The organism is Myxococcales bacterium, assembly GCA_016712525.1.
Classification (GTDB): domain Bacteria; phylum Myxococcota_A; class Polyangia; order Polyangiales; family Polyangiaceae; genus JAAFHV01.
Map to the genome: position 1 here is coordinate 687,479 of JADJQX010000008.1, position 17,689 is coordinate 705,167.

Below are 17,689 nucleotides of genomic sequence, written 5' to 3' on the forward strand. Positions count from 1 at the left end.
CATCGTGCCGGGCATCGGCGTCGCGGAGCGGGCCCCCTTGACGGGGAGGAGCGAGCCAGGGAGCGGCGTCTTCCCGACGGGCACGAGCGAGCCGGGGAGCGGCGTCTTCGCGACGGAAGGCGCCTTCGGGATCGTGCTCGATCGAGCGGGCTTTTCGGGAGCTTGGGGCCTCGCGACGGCCGCCCCCTTCTTCTTCGCGGGCTTCTTGCCGAAGAGGCCCGCGAGCGCCTCTTTGAGCGCGGCGCCGTCCACGTTCGGCACGATGTTTCCGTTGAAGAAAAAACTAATAGTTCCGCGCTCTTCGGAGACGACGACCACCACCGCGTCGGTCTCGTCCGTGATGCCGATCGCGGCGCGGTGACGCGTGCCCATCGACTTGTCGAGGACCTTCGTGTCGGGGAGCGGGAAGAAGACGCCGGCCTTCGCGACGCGGAGGTTCCGAATGATGATGGCCCCGTCGTGGAGCTTGTTCGCGCCCTCGGGTACGAAGAGCGAGACGAGCAGATCGCGCTGCACGGCGGCGTCGATGGTGGTGCCCTGGGCGTTCGCGAACTCGTCGAGGTTCGCCTCTTGCTCGAGGCAGATGATCGCGCCCATACGATGGCGGGCGAGCTCCGTCGCCGCGGCGACGATCTCGTCGATCACGCGCGTCTCTTGTTGGCGCGTGAGCCCTCCGACGAGCGCGCCAGAGCCGACGCGCATGAGGCCGCGCCGGATGTCGTTCTGGAAGACCACGACGACGAGCACGAAGATCGACGAGAGCAGCGACGAGAGCACGGCGAACGTGGTCACGAGGCCGGCCCACCGAGCCACCACGTACCCGAGCAAGATGAGCCCGAGGCCGAGGCCCATCTGCATCGCGCGGGTTCCCCGAAGGACGAGGAGCGCGCGGTAGATGAGGTAGGCGACGATGAGCAGGTCGACGACGTCGATCGCCACCTGGGTCGCCGGTCGGCGCGAGAAGAGCTGGAGGAGGCCCTCTAACACGAGACCACCTCGACGCCGCCGCGACGCGGGCCATGCGCCCCGAGCGCCGCCGAAAGAGAGAGGGCCTGGCGCGTCTCTTTCACGTCGTGCACACGGACGATCGCCGCGCCGGCTGCCTGCGCCGCGACCGCCGCGGCGATCGAGGCGCCGAGGCGCGCCGTGGGGGGGCATTCTCCGGCGGCGAGGGTGAGGAACGACTTTCGGCTCGCGCCCACGAGCACCGGGTGGCCGGCGCGCGCCACGAGCTCGGACGTGCGACGGAGGAGCTCGAGGGAGTGCGACGAGCTCTTCGAAAACCCGAGCCCCGGATCGACGACGAACGCGCGAACGCCACGTTTTTCGGCCTCGTTGCGGGCGACGTCGAGGTCACGGAGCACGTCGTCGACGACGTCGCCGTAGGCATCCTCCGGCCACACGCCGAAGCCGGCCATGGCCTCTTGATGCCCGCGCGCATGCGAGAGCACCAGCACCGCACCGTAGGAGGCGACCACCTCGGCGAGCTCTGGCTCCGACAGCGACGAGACGTCGTTCACGACGTGCGCGCCGAGCTCGAGGGCGCGGGCGGCGACCCTGGCCGACGTCGTATCGACCGACACGAAGCCCCGCGCGCTCGCGTGACGAACGGCGCTAGAAACGCGGCGGATTTGCTCGTCGGCGCTCACCCGCGGGGCCCCGGGACGGGTCGACTCACCGCCCACGTCGACCACGAACGCGCCATCGTCGAAGAGGGCGTCGACGTGCGCGACGGAGGCATCGGCCTCGAAAGTGCGGCCACCGTCGCTGAAGCTGTCGGGGGTGACGTTGCACACGCCCATCACGGCGGCCTCACCACGCGCGACGACGCGGGCGAGCTCCTCCATGAAACGTGTGGACCTGTCACTCAAAACGAACCTCCGGGCGAAGGCCCGCCTCGGTGGTTCCTGAGGTCGTCACACGACGACGCGTGTGCCGCGCGGTGCGTTCCTTGGAGCCTTCGACAGAACCCTCGCCTCATTGCCGTAGCAAGGTCTGGACCCGCGGGCAATGCGTTTGGCCCCACGTCGATCGACGCTTCGGCAGGTGCCGCCGCTCACCCTTCGTGGGCTCCTGATCGTGACAGACGAGGGGCGCTCGCGCAACCGAGGTTCTTCGCAAAAAAACGTCTTGATTTCGTACATTTCGAACCAAGGCTTTCATGTATGAGGGAAGCAGTTGATTCCTCCCGGCGGGGGGCCCGCCTCGCCCGCGTCGGCGCGGTGCTCTCGGCCATCTTCGCGATCGCCGCTGCGGCTCCGGCCGAGGCCCCCCGAGCCACCGCTCCGCCCGTCGAGGCTCCGAAGGCCCCCGCGTACACGACGGTCACCGACCCTCCCCCCGAGGAGCCCGCTCCAGCGGGACCGGCGAAGACCACCTTCCCCTGGCGCAACCTCGAGGGCAAGTTCTGGCAGGTCGTCGCGGCCGCGCCGGAGGACCCACGCATCACCGACCTCCGCGAGGGAACACGCGGCGCGTGCGCGACCGGGATGGTCGAGGTCGCCGGGAGGATGAAGGACGACTCGGGCGACTACTTCGGCATCGACGGGCTCCAGCAGCTCACGTGCAAAAAGTGGATCTCGCGCGAGTGGCCCGAGCGGTGCGCGGAGTACGACCGAGCGGCCTGGCTCGAGCGCTCGAAGAACCTGCGGACGGTGCCCATGCACTTTTGCATGGACCGGTTCGAGTATCCGAACCGCCTCGGCGAGAACCCGATCGTCCTCGTCGACTGGTACGAGGCGAACGCGCTCTGCAAACGCGAGCAGAAGCGGCTCTGCACCGAGGACGAGTGGACGTTCGCCTGCGAAGGCGAAGAGGCGCGCCCCTACCCGAACGGCTACGCCCGCGAGGACGTCTGCGTGAACGATCGGACGTGGCGCGAGTTCAAGGCGTTCGGGCGACGCGACAGCGAGCAGACGATGCTGGAGCTCGACAGGCTGTGGCAGGGGGAGCCCTCGGGCAGCAAGCCGCGCTGTCGAAGCCCCTTCGGGGTGTACGACATGACGGGAAATGTCGACGAATGGACGCGCGGGACACGCCCCGGAGAGCGCCCGTCCGTGCTGAAAGGCGGATACTGGGGCCCGGTCCGCACGCGGTGCCGACCGGCGACCCGCGCCCACGGCGAGACGCACATGTTCTACCAGCAGGGCCTACGCTGCTGCGCAGACGCCCCCGAGGTCGGGCGCTGAGACGAGCCCGGGGCGCGGAAGGCCTTGCGCTCGGGGGATGACTAGGAAAAGACTCGATCTCTCGATGCCCATAGACGAGTCGTTCGCGAAGGCCCTCTACTTCGGCGAGGTCGCCGAGAGCCTTCTCTTCCCGTTCCCCAAGCCGGACGACGCCGAGTCGGACCTCGTGCACGCCACGATCGACTCGGTGCGGAGGTTCTGCCAGAAACACGTCGACTCGGCGCGCATCGACCGCGAGGAGCAGATCCCCCCCGAGGTCATGCGAGGCCTCGCCGAGCTCGGGCTCATGGGGTTGCTCGTGCCCAAGGCCTACGGAGGCGCGGGCCTCTCGCAGACGGCCTACGCGCGCATCGTCCAGGAGCTCGCCGGCATCGACACCTCGCTCGCGGTCACGCTCGGCGCGCACCTCTCGCTCGGCACCATGGGCCTCCTCCTGTTCGGCACCGAGGCGCAGAAGCAGAAGTACCTGCCGAGGCTCGCTCGAGGCGAGATCGTGGCCGCCTTCGCGCTCACGGAGCCGGGCGCCGGCAGCGACGCGAGCGCCATCACGACGTCGGCCGTCCGAGACGGCGACGACTACGTGCTCGACGGGACCAAGGTGTGGACGTCGAACGGAGGCATCGCGGACCTCTTCACGGTGTTCGCGCGGACCTCGCCCGCCGAGTACGGCGCGAAACCTCGCATCACGGCCTTCTTGGTCGAGCGAGGAGGCGGGCTCACCACCGGGCCGAACGAGAAGAAGCTCGGCATCCGGGGCAGCTCCACGACCGAGGTCGTGCTCGAGGGCGTGCGTGTGCCCGCGAGCGCCGTGCTCGGCGAGGTCGGTCGCGGCTTCAAGGTGGCCATGGAGGTCTTGAACCGAGGCCGCTTGAGCCTCGCCTCGGGCTGCGTCGGCATCGCGAAGCGCCTCCTGCGCCTCTCGGTCGAGCGGGCCGAGGAGCGAAAGGCGTTCGGTCGGCCGATCGGGCAGTTCGGCCTCGTCAAGGACAAGATCGCGCGCATGCTCGCCGAGACGTACGCGCTCGAGAGCATGACCTACCTGACCACCGGCCTCGTCGACGCCGGCGCCACCGACTCGTCGGTCGAGAGCGCGGTGTGCAAGGTCTTCGGCTCCGAGACGCTCCAACGCGTCGCGAACGAGGCGCTCCAGATCGCCGCGGGCATCGGCTACATGCAGGCGTACCCCTACGAGCGCATCTACCGGGACGCGCGCATCAACCTCATCTTCGAGGGGACGAACGAGATCCTCCGCTGCTTCGTCGCGCTCTCGGGCATCGAGGGGCCCGGGCGCGAGCTCAGCGACGTGGCCAAGGCGGTGCGCGAGCCCATCAAGGGCTTCGGCCTCCTCAGCGACTTCGCCATGCGAAAGGCGCGCTCCGCGCTCTCACGCGACAAGCTCACCCAAGTGCATCCCGAGCTCGAGGCCGAGGGCGACGTGCTCGGGGCGTACACGACGCACCTCGCGAAGCACGCCGATCGCGCGATCCGGCGGCACGGCAAGATGATCCACGAGATGCAGTTTACACAGAAGCGCGCGGCGGACATGACCATCGAGCTCTACGCGATCGCCGCGGTGCTCTCCCGCACGACCCGCGCCCTCGAGAAGCGGGGGATCGAGGGCGCGCGACGCGAGCTCGACGTGACGCGCATGTTCGTGCGTAGCGCCGAGAAGCGGCTCGCCGAGCTCGTCGCCGAGTTCGAGGCCAACGACGACGAGCTGCGGAAGGCGGTCGCCGAGCGCGCGTACGTCGACGGCGGCTACCCCTTCGACGTGATGTAGGGCCGCCATGGCGAAACGCGAGTACCTCGTCTACACGGACGGCTCGTGCAAAGCCGGCGAGCACGGGAGGCGCCCCGGCGGCTTCGGCTTCGTGGTGAGGCCTCCCCACGGGGAGCCCATCGAGGGGTACGGCTCGGAGGACGACACCGAGGCGAAGACGATGGAGGCGCGCGCCGTGGCCGAGGCCCTCGCCGTCCTCCCGGAGGGGTCCGAGGCGCGTGTGCTGTCGGACAACCAAGGCCTGATGACCACGCTCGAGAAGAAGCTCGGAGACTTTCGCCGGAGCGACTTCCGAAACGTCGATCCCGCGGTGTCGGCCGAGCTCCGCGCGATCGCCTCGACCATCGCGGACAAGGGCCTCACTGTGACGTTCTCGTGGGTGCGCTCGCACAACGGAAACCCCGGAAACGAACGTGCCGACGCGCTCGCGGCGCAGGGCGCGCGCGAGGCCAAGAGCAAGGCGCAGGGGCCACGTAAGCCCAAGTAGGGGGCACGTCGGCGCATGTAGGTCGACCCACGCGGAGGTGCGAGCATGCGTAGGCCGCGCCCTCGCGCGCGTGGAAGCGAGTGCTAGCGTCCATGAACGAGAGGAGCTGCGCCGTGAGCACGCGACACAAGCCCCGCGATCCCTTCGAGGACGACGAGCACGGAACCGCGAAGCGCGACTACCCCCCGGGGTTCGTGGAGGCCCGTGGAGATCAGGCCACCGCCCGCATCCCGCGTGAGGATCTCGATCGCCTCCTCCGCCGCGAGAGCGGCACACGCCCGAAGGTGTCGATCTCGGCCTCGTCCGACCCCGAGCCTCGAGAGCCGGACGAGCCTGCCAAGGCGCTCGAGAGCGGCACGCACCTCCGCCCCGGGGCGACCCCGCGCGATGCTCGCCCGTTGACGAAGCCCACCCCCCTCGCCGTCGTGGTCCCCGAGGACCGCGCGACACGAGACGGAGCCGGAGAGCGACCGACAGAACGAGCCGGAGAGCGCGGCGAGGCCCTCGACGATCTCGCACCGATGGCCCCGCCCCCGTCCCTCGAGCGTCGCGCGATCGTATGGACGCTCGCGGCGATCGTCGGCCTCGCGGCGCTGCTCTCGGCGCTCGCATGGGTCGCGTCCCACACGAAGCGCTGAGCGCGAGCGGTTGCCGCTCAGGACGAGCCTTGAGCGCCCCGCCCTTCGTCTCGCGTTTCGAACCGCGCGAGCTCCGGTAGGCCCAGGAGCGCCGCGAGCGCCGCGTCTCCTTCGCCCTTCTCCTCGACCCTCCGAAGGGCCCGCTGCATCGCGCCGCCGGCCGAGAGGTCCCCCTCACCCACGGGGACCACTCCGTCCGGCGTCCATCGTACGAGCGTGCTCGCGAGCCTCTCGGCGGGCTCACGACGCGGGAGCGCGAGCAGCGGGGAGTGCGCGAGCGGGACGAACGCGGAGGCCGTCCTGTAGCCGATCGCCACCCTCACGACCGCGGACTTCGGGAGCTCCCGCAGGAAGTAGTCTCCCACGGGCGAGAAGACGTCGTGGTCCCTCGACCACGTGCGCGGCCCGTGCCACCCTGGCTCGACCACGAGCGCACGGAGGGAGAGCACGCCCGCCCCGCGCGCCTCGGCGACCTTCGCCAGGAGCGCCTCGCGGACCTCCCAGTAGACGAACAAGGTCTCCGGATCGACAGGGAGCGCGACGCACTCGTCGACGTCGTACTTCGGCGGGAGCGGCTCGTCGTCGAGCATCGCGGGCACCTCTTCCGGCGACGCGCTCGGCTCGGGCGACGCGCTCGGCTCGGGCGACGCGCTCGGCTCGCGGGCCTCGACGCGGGTCCCCTCGGCGGGCTCGAGCGCCTCGTCCGTCTCTCGGCTCGGGGCGTCTTCGCTCGCGGAGTGTGCATCGACGTCGCTCGCGGGCTCGGCCGACGCGAGGACCTCGGGAGCGACCTCGGCGGGGCCGGGTGTGGAGGCAGTCTCGCCACGCAAACCATCGACATTTTTAGACTTTTCGGAATCCTCTGGGGAATCGAGGGGCGCCTCTTCGGGGGGCGCGCTCGCCTTCGCGGCGGCCTCGGCGCGTTCCTTCGCGGCCTCGTCCTCGGGAGGGAGCGGCGGCTCCGGGGGCACGTACGACGGGTGCGAGAGGCGCTCGAGCAGGTCGCGCGCCTCCGAGTGGTCGGGCTCGAGCGCGAGCACCCGTTGGAGGGTGTCTTTTGCGCGCGCCGTGTGGCCTTGCGCGGCGTAGATCTGCGCGAGGGTCACCGTCGGCAGCGCGGCGGGCGGCGTCGACTTGCCGCGGGGGGGCTCGAGGTGCAGGCCGCGGATCTTGGTGGCCGCGTCGGGCAGGTGCAGCCCGCGCTCGACCACCCGCGCGACGAGATCACGCGCCAACCCGAAGAACCCGCGCGCGATGGAGACCTCGGCGCCCGCGTCGGCGTCGGCCGTGCGCAGGAGCAGCTCGTCGATGAGCTCGGGCCGCGTCAGGATACGGGGCCGGGAAATTCCGTGCGATTCGGCCAGCCGAATCAGCGCCTCACGATCGAGCCCGTCGAGCTCCGCCCGTTTCATGGTCTCCTCCGCTCACGCTTCCGCGAGAGCCTACGTTGGTACCAAAGCGCCCCTCTTCCCGGTACGAAAAAGCGCGCCCCAAGAGGCGGTCGACGGGGGCGGGTCGGGCCGCCTCGCTGCGATGGTGGACGGTACGCCGCCGTGGCGGGCCGACGGGAGCCCTCATGGACGCGCGGCCAGGCGCCGTACGTCGCGCGCGCCTTGCTCTCTCGAAGCCGAATCGCTCGTGCTAAGGAGGCGTCTCGTGTCGACGCGTTCGCCGCTCCCCGAGGTCGTGAAGGTCGTGCCGTTCGCGCGCGCGGAAGCGCGGACCGACGCCCGTCCCCAGGCCGTGGTCATCGGCAACTTCGACGGCGTGCACCGCGGACACGTCGCCGCCCTCGCCCAGATGACGGCGCTCGCGCGCGAGCGAGGCCTCGTGACGACGGTGCTCACGTTCGATCCGCACCCGGCCCTCGTGCTCGGGAAGGCCACCCCCGAGCGGCTGACCACGCTCGAGCGCCGCATCGAGCTCTTCGGCGAGCACGAGGTCGAGCGAGTGGTCGTCGCGACCTTCTCCCTCGACTTCGCCGCGACGAGCCCCGAGGCCTTCGCCGAGCAGTTTCTCTTCGGAGAGCTCGGCGCCGAGGTCGTCGTCGTCGGGGCCGATTTTCGCTTCGGGAAGGGCCGAAAAGGCGACTTCGAGACCCTCGACGCCCTCGCGCGTGCCCACGGGCGGCGCGCGTTCGCCACGGTCCTCGAGACCGACGACGAGGGCGCCATCTCGAGCACTCGCATCCGCAAGGCGCTCGGCGCCGGGCGCGTCGAGCACGCGGCCGCGCTCCTGGGGAGGCCGCACGCGTTCACGGGCACCGTCGAGCACGGCCAACACAAGGGGCGAACGATCGGCTTCCCCACGGCGAACCTCGCGCGGCTCGACGAGATGTGCCCCGCGAACGGCGTCTACGCCGTCTCGGTCGAGGTCGAAGAGGGGGCCGCGTTCCGCTGGCTCGGCCACGGCGTCATGAACATCGGCACACGCCCCACCGTGAGCGACGGCGGCAAAACGCGGCACGTCGAGATCCACGTCTTCGACGTCGACCAAGATCTCTACGGAAGGCGCGTCCGCGCCCACGTCCACGCCCGCGTGCGCGAAGAGCGCAAGTTCCCGAGCTTCGACGAGCTCCGCGCCCAAATCGAGCGCGACGCCGCGAAGGCGCGGGAGCTCACGTCGCGCCTCGAACGCTGAAGCTCTGGAGGCCCGCGCGGGCGGGCCTCAGCGAGGGAGGCACTCGGGCGGAACGGGCGCCTCGGCGCACGTGCGCTCGCCCTCGGGGGTCGTCGGAGGGACGATCTCGAGCACCGCGCGAGGCCCCTGCGAGTAGAGGATCGGGCGCGGTTTTCGCGAGCACGAGCCCACGCCATTGTTCTCGAGCAGCCGCCCCTCGAGCGGCGCGCACGCCCCCGCTTCGTTCGGCACGCTCCAGGTTTGCCCCGACGGGTACGAGAGCGCCATCGCGTAGCGCCCGGTGGGCAAACAGCCGCGACGCACCTCCGCGACGAGGCGCCCGAACGAGGCCTTCACACGCGCCTCGTCGACGAGAGACTTGTCGCCCACGACCGCCGGATCCGCGCTCTTGCCCGCGAAGTGCGGCACCACGAGGACCCCGCCCTTGTCCGGCCGACGAGCGTCGATGCAGAGCGCGGCCGGGCGCACGAGCACCTTCAGTCGCTCGCGCAAGGTCGACTTGGCGGGGCTCGCCGGGACGGGGCCGGCGACCGTCTTCGCGAGAGTCTCGTCGAGGAGAGTGATGCCCTGCATGACGACGATAGGCGACCTTTCCCCACCTTGAAACGCGAGGCTTTGGGGGTCTTTTTCGTGGGTTTTGTCGTCCTCGAGCTTGCGGAACGAGACGCTCGGCCAGAACGCGGGGATGCGCGCGCTCTCGGGCAAGGACGCTCCCCGACCGAACACGAGCAACCCCCCCTTGACCCGTGGGAGGGGTCGGCTCGAGAGGCAACCCGAAGGGCTTGTCGAGGGCGGTGGCGTCGCCGAGCTCGTCGCCCGGTACTCCGTACCGAAGGCTCACGGCCTTGAACGACTGCTCGTACCGCTGGAGCGTCTCCAGGTTGAACGTGTCGGGGACGGCGAGGACCTGATGGTCCTGGGTCATCGTGATGACGGGCACGTACTTCGCGTCTCCCGAAGGGTTCTCGGGGGTGGGCGTGACGGGGGCCGGGTCTTGCGCGCCTTCGGGGAAAAAGTAGGGGCGATTCGTCGAGAGCGTCTGCCCGATCGTGACGGGCACGTTGTCCGTGAGGGCTCCCTGCGACGGGATCGTGAAGGTCGAGTCGGGCCCGGGAACACCCACGTCCACCGGGAGGTAGCTCGGCGTGTACAGCGGGTTTCCGCGATTGAGCTCGGCGTCGCGGACGTCGACGTAGCCACCGACGAGGTCGCCGGCCTCGGGCTGGTTTCGGTAGCGAAACTGCGGCAAAAAGCGGCCGCCGCGATCGTAGAACGCGACGAGGATGTACTGACCTCCGTCGAGCGGCGAGAGGGTGAACGGCGACGACACGCTGACGAGCTCGTTCGTCGGGGGGCACGAGAGCGAGGGCCCGCGAAACCGAGGCTCGTTGGCGAACAGCGTGTCGCCCGGGACCACCGCGAAATTCACCGGGCTCGTGGCGAGGCCGAGAGGCGGCGGAGGGTTCTTGCGATCGAACGCCATCACGATCGCGTTGCCGACGATGCGGCGATCGCGGCTGCACGGCCTCGGCCCCACGTACGTGACCGTGCCGCGAACCACCCCTTGCGCAGGGAAGAGGCGATTGTCGTCGCGTTGGTCGTCGATCGGCACCGTGCACGCGCCGAGCACCAGCGCGGCGAGCACCACACGCGCGGCGGCGGCGGTGGTTTCGCGCTTCGAAGGTCTTTGGGGATCGCGGCGAGGCGTCATGGGAGGCTCAGAAGCGGAAGGTCGCGAGCCCCATGACGCGGCGGTCGAGGAGCTGGCCGAAGGGGTGTTGCCGGTGCTGCACGCCGACGAGGTTGAAGCCAGCGACGGCGAGCTCGGCGCGGTCCTCCATGAACCGGTAGCCGACGCGCGCGTTGAGGAGCGTGTACGCGGGGAGATCGAACTGTTGGTACTCGATGCGCTGCGCCGAGGCGTTCGTGACCTGCTCGGCCCACGTCTGCGGTCCGACGAGGTGGAAGTCGACCGACCCGTCGATGCCGACCTTCGTACGCACTTGAACGCCGGCGTTCAGCTTGTGCACGCTGGTGCGCGCGTCGGTCGTGATGACCTGCGCGATACGATCCTGGGCGCTGCAGCCGCTCTCGTCTTGGCTCGCGACGTTGAGCGTGTAGCTCCCGTAGAGATCGAGCCCCTCGACCGGGAACGTGCGGACCGACAGCTCTCCTCCGACCGTGTCGTAGAGCTGGCACTGGTTCGAGAAGCCGCCGATGAGCAGCGGGAACTGCCCCGCTTGCGGGTCGAACGCGCGCGCGCCGGACGCGATGTCGCCCACGGTGATGGGCCGCGCGCCCGAGAGCTGCATCAGGTTCGAGACGCGGTTGTAGTAGGCCGACACGTCGACCACGACCTTGTCCGAGTCCTCGGTGCGGTAGCCGAGCTCCGCGTTGAAGATGCGCTCGGGACCGACCTTGAAATTCGGGTCCTCCGAGCGCACGCCCTCGGTGATCGACGTGCCGCCCGCGACCGGCAGGTTCACGGGTAGGCGCAGGTACGACTCGAGGAACGTGGGCTTGCGGAAGGCCGTCGCCACGGTGGCGCGGAGGGTGGAGCGCTTCGTGGGGTGAACGAGGATCGCGCCGCGGGGCGAAGGCACGAACCTCGCGAGGTAGGGGACGTAGTCGAGGCGCATGTCGCCGACCACGGTCACTCGCTTCCCGAACGAGAGCTCGTCGTGGAAGAACATGCCGAAGTGGTGCTCGGTGCGCTGCCGATCGAGGAACGTCCAGTCGACGTCCTTGAAGCGGTAGCTGCCGCCGGCGCGGAGCTCGTTGCGGACGCCGTCGGCCACGTCGAAGCCGGCCTTCACCTGGGCCTCGTTGTCGACGATGTTCTGCTCGGCGCGGGAAGGGAGGAGCGATTGGCCCTCGTAGGCCACGTTCAGCACGCTGTCGGTCCGGAACCGGTTCCAGAACGTGCGAACGTCGACGTACTTCGACGTGAGCCCTCCCGTCAGATCGGTCGAGACCAGGTTCGGCAGCATGAGGTCGTTGAGCGCGCCGATGCCGAGCACCTCGAGGTTGCCCTGGACGAGGCCACCCCCGAGGTAGACGTTCGTGTCCTTTCCGAGCTTCTGGTTGCCGCGCAGGTCGATGCGGACCGTGCGCGCGGACTCGACCTGATCCGACACCCCGAGGCGCACGTCGGCGCGGCCGTTCGGGACCTCGCGGGACCAACGTGGGAGATAGTCGTACCCGGCCGCGGCGCGCCAGCCGAAGCCCTTGTTCTGGCCCGACGCCCAGAGGCTCCCGTGGGCGGTGCTCTGGGAGCCGAACCCGCCCGAAACGCCATTTTTTCCCTGCCCCGGGCGCTTCGTGAGGATGTTGACCACCCCGTTGAAGGCGTCGGCGCCGTAGAGCGCGGAGCCCGGACCACGCACGACCTCGATGCGATCGATGTCCTCGACGCCGATCGACAGCGCCTGCCAGAACGTCGCGCCGAGCAGATCGACGTAGACGCTGCGGCCATCGACGAGCACGAGCACCTTGTTCGAGAGGCGCTGGTTGAACCCGCGGATGCTGACCTCGGTTTGACCGCCGGTCACCTGCATGATGTCGACGCCCGCGAGGCGGCGCAGGAGCTCGGGGATCTTGGTGATGCCCGAGAGGCGAATGTCCTGTTCGGTGATGACGGCCGTGGAGTTGGGCGCGTCGAGCGGGCTCTGCTTTCCGCGCGACGCGGTGACGACGGTCTCTTCGAAGACGTCCTCGGTGCGCGCGGCGACGACCGGCTCGGTCACCTTCGGCGGCGGTGGCTTCTTCGGCTCGGGCTTCGGCGGCTCGGGCTTCGGCGGGCTCGCGGGCTCCTTCGGGTCGGGGCACGGGGCCTCGGGCTTCGGAGTCGGCGTGGGTGGGGGCGGAGGCTCGGTCTGCGCCTTCTCTTGCGCGAGGCGCGCTTCGAGCGGGAGAAGGACCTTCTGGACCTCGTCGCGATCGGGCGGGTCCCCTTCGAGGTACTTTCGGTACGCTTCGACGGCCTTCTCGGTGTGGCCGGCCTCGGCGTGCGCCCGCGCGATGTTGAAGAGGACGTTCGGGTGGGGCAAGATCGCGTAGGCCGCCTCGAGCTCGGCGATGCCCTTTTCGTAGCTCTTGGCCGCGATGGCGGCCATGCCGGCCTTGAAGTGTGCACGCGCCTCGGCTCGCGCGTCGGCGAGGGCGGCGCTCGGCGTGGCGAGCCCCGACGCGAGGACGAGCGCGAAGAGCGCGCGGCGTACGGGGGACGAATCGCGCCACTTCGAGGTCACCATGCGACCTCGCACCTTACCAGGCCCGATCCCGAGGAAAAAGGACGACGCGTTTCGCCCGCGACATTTCCCCGACGTGCCTTCGTCGCAACGCATGCAAGATGCATGCATCGAGGGACGGTATCAGTACGCGCCCTTGTACCCGCTCGGCGTGGGGGGGGCCTCTTTCGGTGCGCCGCCGCCGCCACCCGCGTACACGAGCTTCGCGACCACCTTGCCGTCGGCGACCTTCGCGTCGACCGGGAACGGCTTGAAGTTGGCTTTCTGGAGGACCAACGAGAGCACACGATCCGGAGCCGCGTCGGACCCCGTCAGCAAGACGTCGCACGGCGTCGCCCGACAGAGCTCGACACCGTCGCGGCGAACGCTCGCGCCCGGCGGCACGGACTCGACGTGCAAGAGCGCTTGGCGGTCGTCGGGTTTGGCCGAGGGGACGGGCGCGCTCACCGCCGGGGTCTCGACGGGCTGGCTCGGGAGCGGCTTCGCCGTCTCGATGGGACCCGCGGCGACCTTCGGGGGCGCCGTCGACACCTTGTACGCCAAGAGACCGCCGAGACCGCCCACGACGGCGGCGAGCGTGAGCGCGATCGGGAGGGTGTAGCTCGGCTTCTTCGATCGACCGATGCCTCGAGGCATGTCGTCGTGCGTGAGCGACATCGGGGTCTGGCTCTGAGCGCTCGGGCTCGCCGACGGCCCGTGCACCTCGACCTGACCCGTGACGTGCACGGGGACGCTGCCGCTCCCGTTCACGAGGATGCCGCCGCTCGAACCCGGCGCCAACGCGAGCGGACCGGACCGCAAGACCACGGGCTGCGACCCGCTCGCCCCCGCCCTCCCCGGGTAGCTCCCACGCCCGACGGGGAACGCCGAGATTTGCCCCGTCATGCTCACCCCGGCGGCGACGCGGAGGGCCATGAGGAGATCGTCCATGCTCGCGTAGCGGTCGGCGGGGTTCTTCGCGAGGCACCGACGCACGATGTCCTCGACCTCGACCGAGACCAACGCGTCGGGGTTCAAGTCCGTGAGGGCCGGGGGAGCCTCGCTCACGTGAGCCATGAGGATGCTCACGCTCGTCGCGCGGTCGAACGGGACACGGCCCGTGAGCATCTCGCAGAGCACCACGCCCAGCGAGTACACGTCGGTGCGTGCATCGACCGCGGCCCCGTGGATTTGCTCGGGCGCCATGTACTTCGGCGAGCCCATGAAGAGGCCGGTCTGGGTGATCTGATCCTCGGCCTTGTCGAGGACGTTCTTCACCAAGCCGAAGTCGAGGATCTTGACGAAATCGGGCTCGTCGCCGTGGCGCACGAGGAAGATGTTCGCGGGCTTCAGATCGCGGTGGATGACACCGATCGCGTGCGCCTCACGGAGGCCCCGGCAGATCTGGCTCACGATGTTGACGGCCCTCGCCTCGGGCAGGAGGCCGTCCTTCCGGATGGCCTGGTGGAGCGTCTGCCCCTCCAGGTACTCCATCGCCATGAAGTAGTACTCGTCGTCGGTGACGCCGTAGTCGAAGATGGTGACGGTGTTGGGGTGAGAGAGCTTCGACGTGACGCTCGCCTCGAGGAAAAACCGCCGGTGGAACTCGGGCTCGGCGCTCCCGTTGTAGCTCGGGTTCAGCACCTTGATCGCGCACAAGCGGCCGAGCGGCGCCTGCTCCGCGAGGTACACCTTCCCCATGCCACCCCGAGCGATGAGCCTCGTGATGGTGAAGCGGTCGTTGATCGTCCGCCCTATCAAAGGATCGACGGCGTCCGATCGGGTTGCGCCAGAACGATCCGACATTTCCCGCATAAAGTGTGCCCAAGACCGACCCGCATGTCAAACCCAACGGCCCTCGCCACGGCCGAAGGACCGACGCGCCAGACCCGATTCCGTTGGCCAGCCCCTAGCCCCATCCCGGCTGCACCCACATCGCCACACATGCGTTCCCTCAGGCCGTCGGCTCGGAGGCCCGGGATCGAATTTCCGCCGATGGGGTCTGCCGCCGCCGCCCGATTGCGAGTAGCGTTTCGCCTCGTGAAGCCCCGCCTCTCGCTGCCAAGCCTTCTCTCGTTGGCGCTCGCCGCCTTCGCCTTCGTCCTCTCCCTCGCCGTTCCCCGCACCGCGTTCGCGGCGGGCTCGTTCAAGCTGAAGCAGGGCGAGGCGACCGAGGTGTCCGGAGCGTGGCACATCTACGTGAAGATCGAGCTCCCCAAGGCGCCGCCGATCGCTCACCAGCCGCTGCGCTTCGTCTTCACCAAGACCATGGTGTACGAGCGCTCGCTCGTCGACGGCAAGAGCGAGCCCGTCGTGAACCGGCAAGCCCTCCAGAACCAGAACCCTCAGGTCGAGAGCCTCGACGTCGATTTCGCCGACGCGAGCGGCAAGATCTACAAGGGCACGAACTTCGACTTCGGCATCAAGCGAGACCGCGGCTTCGAGGCCGGCGAGTACAAGATGCAGATCCGCACGCCGGACGGCACCGACATCGGCGGCAGCGCGACCTTGATCCTCAAGGGCGACAACCCCGTGGTCGACCGTCGGAGCATCGCGTTCAACGCGAAGGACACGAGCATCAAGAAGGTCGACAACGGCGTCGACGCCGGCCCCAAGGTCGCGAAGAACGACGAAGAGGCGGCGAGCCCCGTGCAGGGCGACGTGGCCGCGGTCGGTACGCCTCCGCCTTTCGTCGGCAAGGACGCGTACAACCACACGCCCGAGGAAGACATCAAGGTCGCTCCCAAGTCGGGCTGCGGCTGCTCCGTGCCCGGGACATCCTCGGGAGATCTCACGTTCGCGCTCCCGCTCGTCGGCCTCGGGCTCGCCTTCGCGCTCCGCTCGATGCGCCGCAAATCGGCCTGAAATGACCCCCGACGCCGCGATCGCGGCGGCCAAGCGCGGCGAGCTGCTCCCCGTCTATGGTGTCGTCGGCGAAGAGCGGTGGTTCCGTGAGCGCGTGATTCGCGCGCTCCGCGAAGCCGCGCTCGGGGGGGGCCTCGCCGACTTCAACGAGGACAAGCTCACGGCCGGCGACGCGACCGTCGACCGGGTGCTCTCCGCCGTGCGCACCGTGCCCATGATGGCGCCTCGGCGCTTCGTCATCGTTCGTCAAGTCGACCGGTGGGAAGAGAAGGACGCGGCCGACGACGCCGGTTTTCCGACCGATCCGCTCGCCGAGTACGCCAAAGCGCCCGTGCCTTCGACGTGCCTCGTGCTCGTCGCCGACAAGCTCGACGGCCGCCGAAAGCTCGCGAGCACCCTGAAAAAGGGGGGAGTGGTCGTCGAATGCGCCAAGATCGAGCGGCGCGCGCTCCCCGCGCGGATCGCGGACGTCGCGAAGGCGAAGGGGCACGACATTGCCATCGACACGTGCGAGCTCCTCGGCGAGCTCGTCGGCTCCGACCTGTCCACGCTCGACGACGCGGTCGAGCGCCTCTCGCTCTACGTGGGGCCCGGAGCGCGCATCGACGACGACGCCGTCGCCGAGTGCATCCACCGAGTCCGAGCCGACGACTCGTGGGCCCTCGTCGACGCCATCGGGCAGCGAAACCTCGCCCGCGCGCTCGCCGTCCTCGCGGACGCCTACGAGCCACGGGATCGTGGCCTCCCGCTCCTCGGCGCGATCGCGTGGTCCGTTCGGCAGCTCGCGAGGTTCCAGGCCGCGCTCGAGTCCGGGGACCGCGAAGACGAAGCGGCGCGAAAGGCAGGCGTGTTTCAGCCGTTCCGTGCGCGAGAGCTCGCCCAGAAGGCGAAGGCCATCAAACCGAGGGAGGTCGAGCGGTGGCTCGTCGTGCTCGGGGAGACCGACCTCGCGTTGAAGGGATCGCGACGTCCCCCGGACGCGATCCTCGAGGACATGCTCATGAGCCTCTGCAAGCCTGCGGGCCGCGCGCGTGCGTGACCACGTCGAAACCTCCCGTCCCACCCGCGCATCGTACGGAGTGAGCAGGCCACGATTGGTTTGACTCCCCGTGTTTCGGCTTTACATTCGCCCGGCGGTCGTGAAAAACCGCCCCGATCCGCGCGGTCTTTCATCAACGAAGCGTCACAGAAAATCCTAGGAGCAAAGAGATGCACGTCTCCCACGAACGGGTGATCCGGCCTCGAACCGAGTGGCAAGCGATGGCGGAGCTGCCTACGCGCCACGGCACCTTCAAGGCCCACGTCTTCCGTGGACCGCGCGGCGAAGAGCACGTGGCGCTCGTCTTCGGCGATGTCACCAAGGGTGAGGCCATTCCCGTACGCGTGCACTCCGAGTGCATCACGAGCGAGGTCTTCGGGTCGCTCAAATGCGACTGCAAGGAGCAGCTCGACGCCGCGATGGCCGAGGTGGCCGCGCGAGGGCACGGCGCCATCCTGTACCTTCGCCAAGAGGGCCGGGGCATCGGCCTGACGAACAAAATCCGAGCGTATGCGCTCCAGCAATGCGGCCACGACACGGTCGACGCGAACCGCCTCCTCGGCCTCCCCGACGACGCCCGCGAGTACGACTGCGCCCAGGACATGCTCGAGTTCCTCGACGTGCGAAGCGTGCTCTTGCTCACCAACAACCCCGCCAAGGTCACCGCGTTGCGCACCCTCGGGGTCGATGTAGTCTCGCGCGAGGGGGTCGTCGTCACACCGAACCGCTTCTCGATGAGCTACCTCGAAGCCAAGCGCCTTCGGATGGACCACTTCCTCCCCGACCGCGCGGTCCGGGCCGTGAACGACGCCGAGTAGCCTTC

General features: G+C 69.4%; 13 protein-coding genes and 1 pseudogene. 8 read left to right on the forward strand and 6 right to left on the reverse strand.

Going from position 1 to position 17,689, the window contains the following annotated elements; translation table 11 throughout:
• Window positions 1-204 precede the first annotated feature (204 nt).
• Both IPK71_32405 and folP read right to left on the reverse strand, forming a co-directional pair.
• Window positions 205-987 (reverse strand): annotated as a pseudogene (locus IPK71_32405) (TIGR00159 family protein).
• Window positions 981-1,847, reverse strand: a complete 867-nt coding sequence (gene folP, locus IPK71_32410; protein MBK8218459.1) for a dihydropteroate synthase — start codon at window positions 1,845-1,847, stop codon at window positions 981-983. The pseudogene IPK71_32405 and the gene folP overlap by 7 nt, the downstream one beginning before the upstream one ends.
• A 318-nt stretch (window positions 1,848-2,165) precedes the next feature.
• Here folP and IPK71_32415 point away from each other — a divergent pair, with 318 nt between their 5' ends.
• The 4 genes from IPK71_32415 to IPK71_32430 all read left to right on the forward strand — a co-directional run bounded on the left by IPK71_32415 (window position 2,166) and on the right by IPK71_32430 (window position 6,093).
• Window positions 2,166-3,188, forward strand: coding sequence for an SUMF1/EgtB/PvdO family nonheme iron enzyme (locus tag IPK71_32415; protein MBK8218460.1), 1,023 nt, complete (start codon window positions 2,166-2,168; stop codon window positions 3,186-3,188).
• Between the two features lie 64 nt (window positions 3,189-3,252).
• Window positions 3,253-4,968, forward strand: a complete 1,716-nt coding sequence (locus tag IPK71_32420) for an acyl-CoA dehydrogenase family protein (protein ID MBK8218461.1) — start codon at window positions 3,253-3,255, stop codon at window positions 4,966-4,968.
• Between the two features lie 7 nt (window positions 4,969-4,975).
• On the forward strand, window positions 4,976-5,455 hold the full coding sequence (locus IPK71_32425) for a hypothetical protein (GenBank protein ID MBK8218462.1): 480 nt from the start codon (window positions 4,976-4,978) through the stop codon (window positions 5,453-5,455).
• Window positions 5,456-5,568: 113 nt separating this feature from the next.
• Complete coding sequence (locus IPK71_32430) at window positions 5,569-6,093, forward strand: hypothetical protein (protein MBK8218463.1); 525 nt, start codon at window positions 5,569-5,571, stop codon at window positions 6,091-6,093.
• A 17-nt stretch (window positions 6,094-6,110) separates the two neighbouring features.
• Here the strand turns inward: IPK71_32430 and IPK71_32435 are convergent, their stop codons facing one another.
• Window positions 6,111-7,505, reverse strand: a complete 1,395-nt coding sequence (locus IPK71_32435) for a DUF4912 domain-containing protein (protein MBK8218464.1) — start codon at window positions 7,503-7,505, stop codon at window positions 6,111-6,113.
• Between the two features lie 121 nt (window positions 7,506-7,626).
• Between IPK71_32435 and IPK71_32440 the strand changes: the two genes are divergently transcribed.
• A complete protein-coding gene (locus IPK71_32440) occupies window positions 7,627-8,733 on the forward strand; it encodes a bifunctional riboflavin kinase/FAD synthetase (GenBank protein ID MBK8218465.1) in 1,107 nt (368 codons plus the stop codon).
• 27 nt (window positions 8,734-8,760) lie between these two features.
• On the opposite strand, the gene IPK71_32445 is transcribed toward IPK71_32440, so the two are convergent.
• From IPK71_32445 to IPK71_32455, 3 genes are all read right to left on the reverse strand, one after another.
• Window positions 8,761-9,459, reverse strand: a complete 699-nt coding sequence (locus IPK71_32445; GenBank protein ID MBK8218466.1) for a hypothetical protein — start codon at window positions 9,457-9,459, stop codon at window positions 8,761-8,763.
• 992 nt (window positions 9,460-10,451) lie between these two features.
• Complete coding sequence (locus tag IPK71_32450; protein ID MBK8218467.1) at window positions 10,452-12,986, reverse strand: TonB-dependent receptor; 2,535 nt, start codon at window positions 12,984-12,986, stop codon at window positions 10,452-10,454.
• A gap of 120 nt (window positions 12,987-13,106) precedes the next feature.
• Window positions 13,107-14,768, reverse strand: a complete 1,662-nt coding sequence (locus tag IPK71_32455; protein ID MBK8218468.1) for a protein kinase — start codon at window positions 14,766-14,768, stop codon at window positions 13,107-13,109.
• A 234-nt stretch (window positions 14,769-15,002) separates the two neighbouring features.
• Between IPK71_32455 and IPK71_32460 the strand changes: the two genes are divergently transcribed.
• From IPK71_32460 to ribA, 3 genes are all read left to right on the forward strand, one after another.
• Window positions 15,003-15,827: a hypothetical protein gene (locus IPK71_32460; protein MBK8218469.1), complete on the forward strand. Its 825-nt coding sequence runs from the start codon at window positions 15,003-15,005 to the stop codon at window positions 15,825-15,827.
• 1 nt (window position 15,828) lies between these two features.
• Window positions 15,829-16,866 (forward strand): DNA polymerase III subunit delta, encoded by a 1,038-nt coding sequence (gene holA / locus IPK71_32465; protein MBK8218470.1) that lies wholly within the window; start codon window positions 15,829-15,831, stop codon window positions 16,864-16,866.
• A gap of 170 nt (window positions 16,867-17,036) precedes the next feature.
• Complete coding sequence (gene ribA / locus IPK71_32470) at window positions 17,037-17,684, forward strand: GTP cyclohydrolase II (protein ID MBK8218471.1); 648 nt, start codon at window positions 17,037-17,039, stop codon at window positions 17,682-17,684.
• Window positions 17,685-17,689 lie beyond the last annotated feature (5 nt).

What these genes read in the sequence shown, in the direction of transcription:
- folP (MBK8218459.1), bottom strand. Translation starts at nt 1,847, where the DNA reads ATGGAGGAGCTCGCCCGCGTCGTCGCGCGTGGTGAGGCCGCCGTGATG.
- IPK71_32415 (MBK8218460.1), top strand. Translation starts at nt 2,166, where the DNA reads ATGAGGGAAGCAGTTGATTCCTCCCGGCGGGGGGCCCGCCTCGCCCGC.
- IPK71_32420 (MBK8218461.1), top strand. Translation starts at nt 3,253, where the DNA reads ATGCCCATAGACGAGTCGTTCGCGAAGGCCCTCTACTTCGGCGAGGTC.
- IPK71_32425 (MBK8218462.1), top strand. Translation starts at nt 4,976, where the DNA reads ATGGCGAAACGCGAGTACCTCGTCTACACGGACGGCTCGTGCAAAGCC.
- IPK71_32435 (MBK8218464.1), bottom strand. Translation starts at nt 7,505, where the DNA reads ATGAAACGGGCGGAGCTCGACGGGCTCGATCGTGAGGCGCTGATTCGG.
- IPK71_32440 (MBK8218465.1), top strand. Translation starts at nt 7,627, where the DNA reads ATGGTGGACGGTACGCCGCCGTGGCGGGCCGACGGGAGCCCTCATGGA.
- IPK71_32450 (MBK8218467.1), bottom strand. Translation starts at nt 12,986, where the DNA reads ATGGTGACCTCGAAGTGGCGCGATTCGTCCCCCGTACGCCGCGCGCTC.
- IPK71_32455 (MBK8218468.1), bottom strand. Translation starts at nt 14,768, where the DNA reads ATGTCGGATCGTTCTGGCGCAACCCGATCGGACGCCGTCGATCCTTTG.
- holA (MBK8218470.1), top strand. Translation starts at nt 15,829, where the DNA reads ATGACCCCCGACGCCGCGATCGCGGCGGCCAAGCGCGGCGAGCTGCTC.
- ribA (MBK8218471.1), top strand. Translation starts at nt 17,037, where the DNA reads ATGCACGTCTCCCACGAACGGGTGATCCGGCCTCGAACCGAGTGGCAA.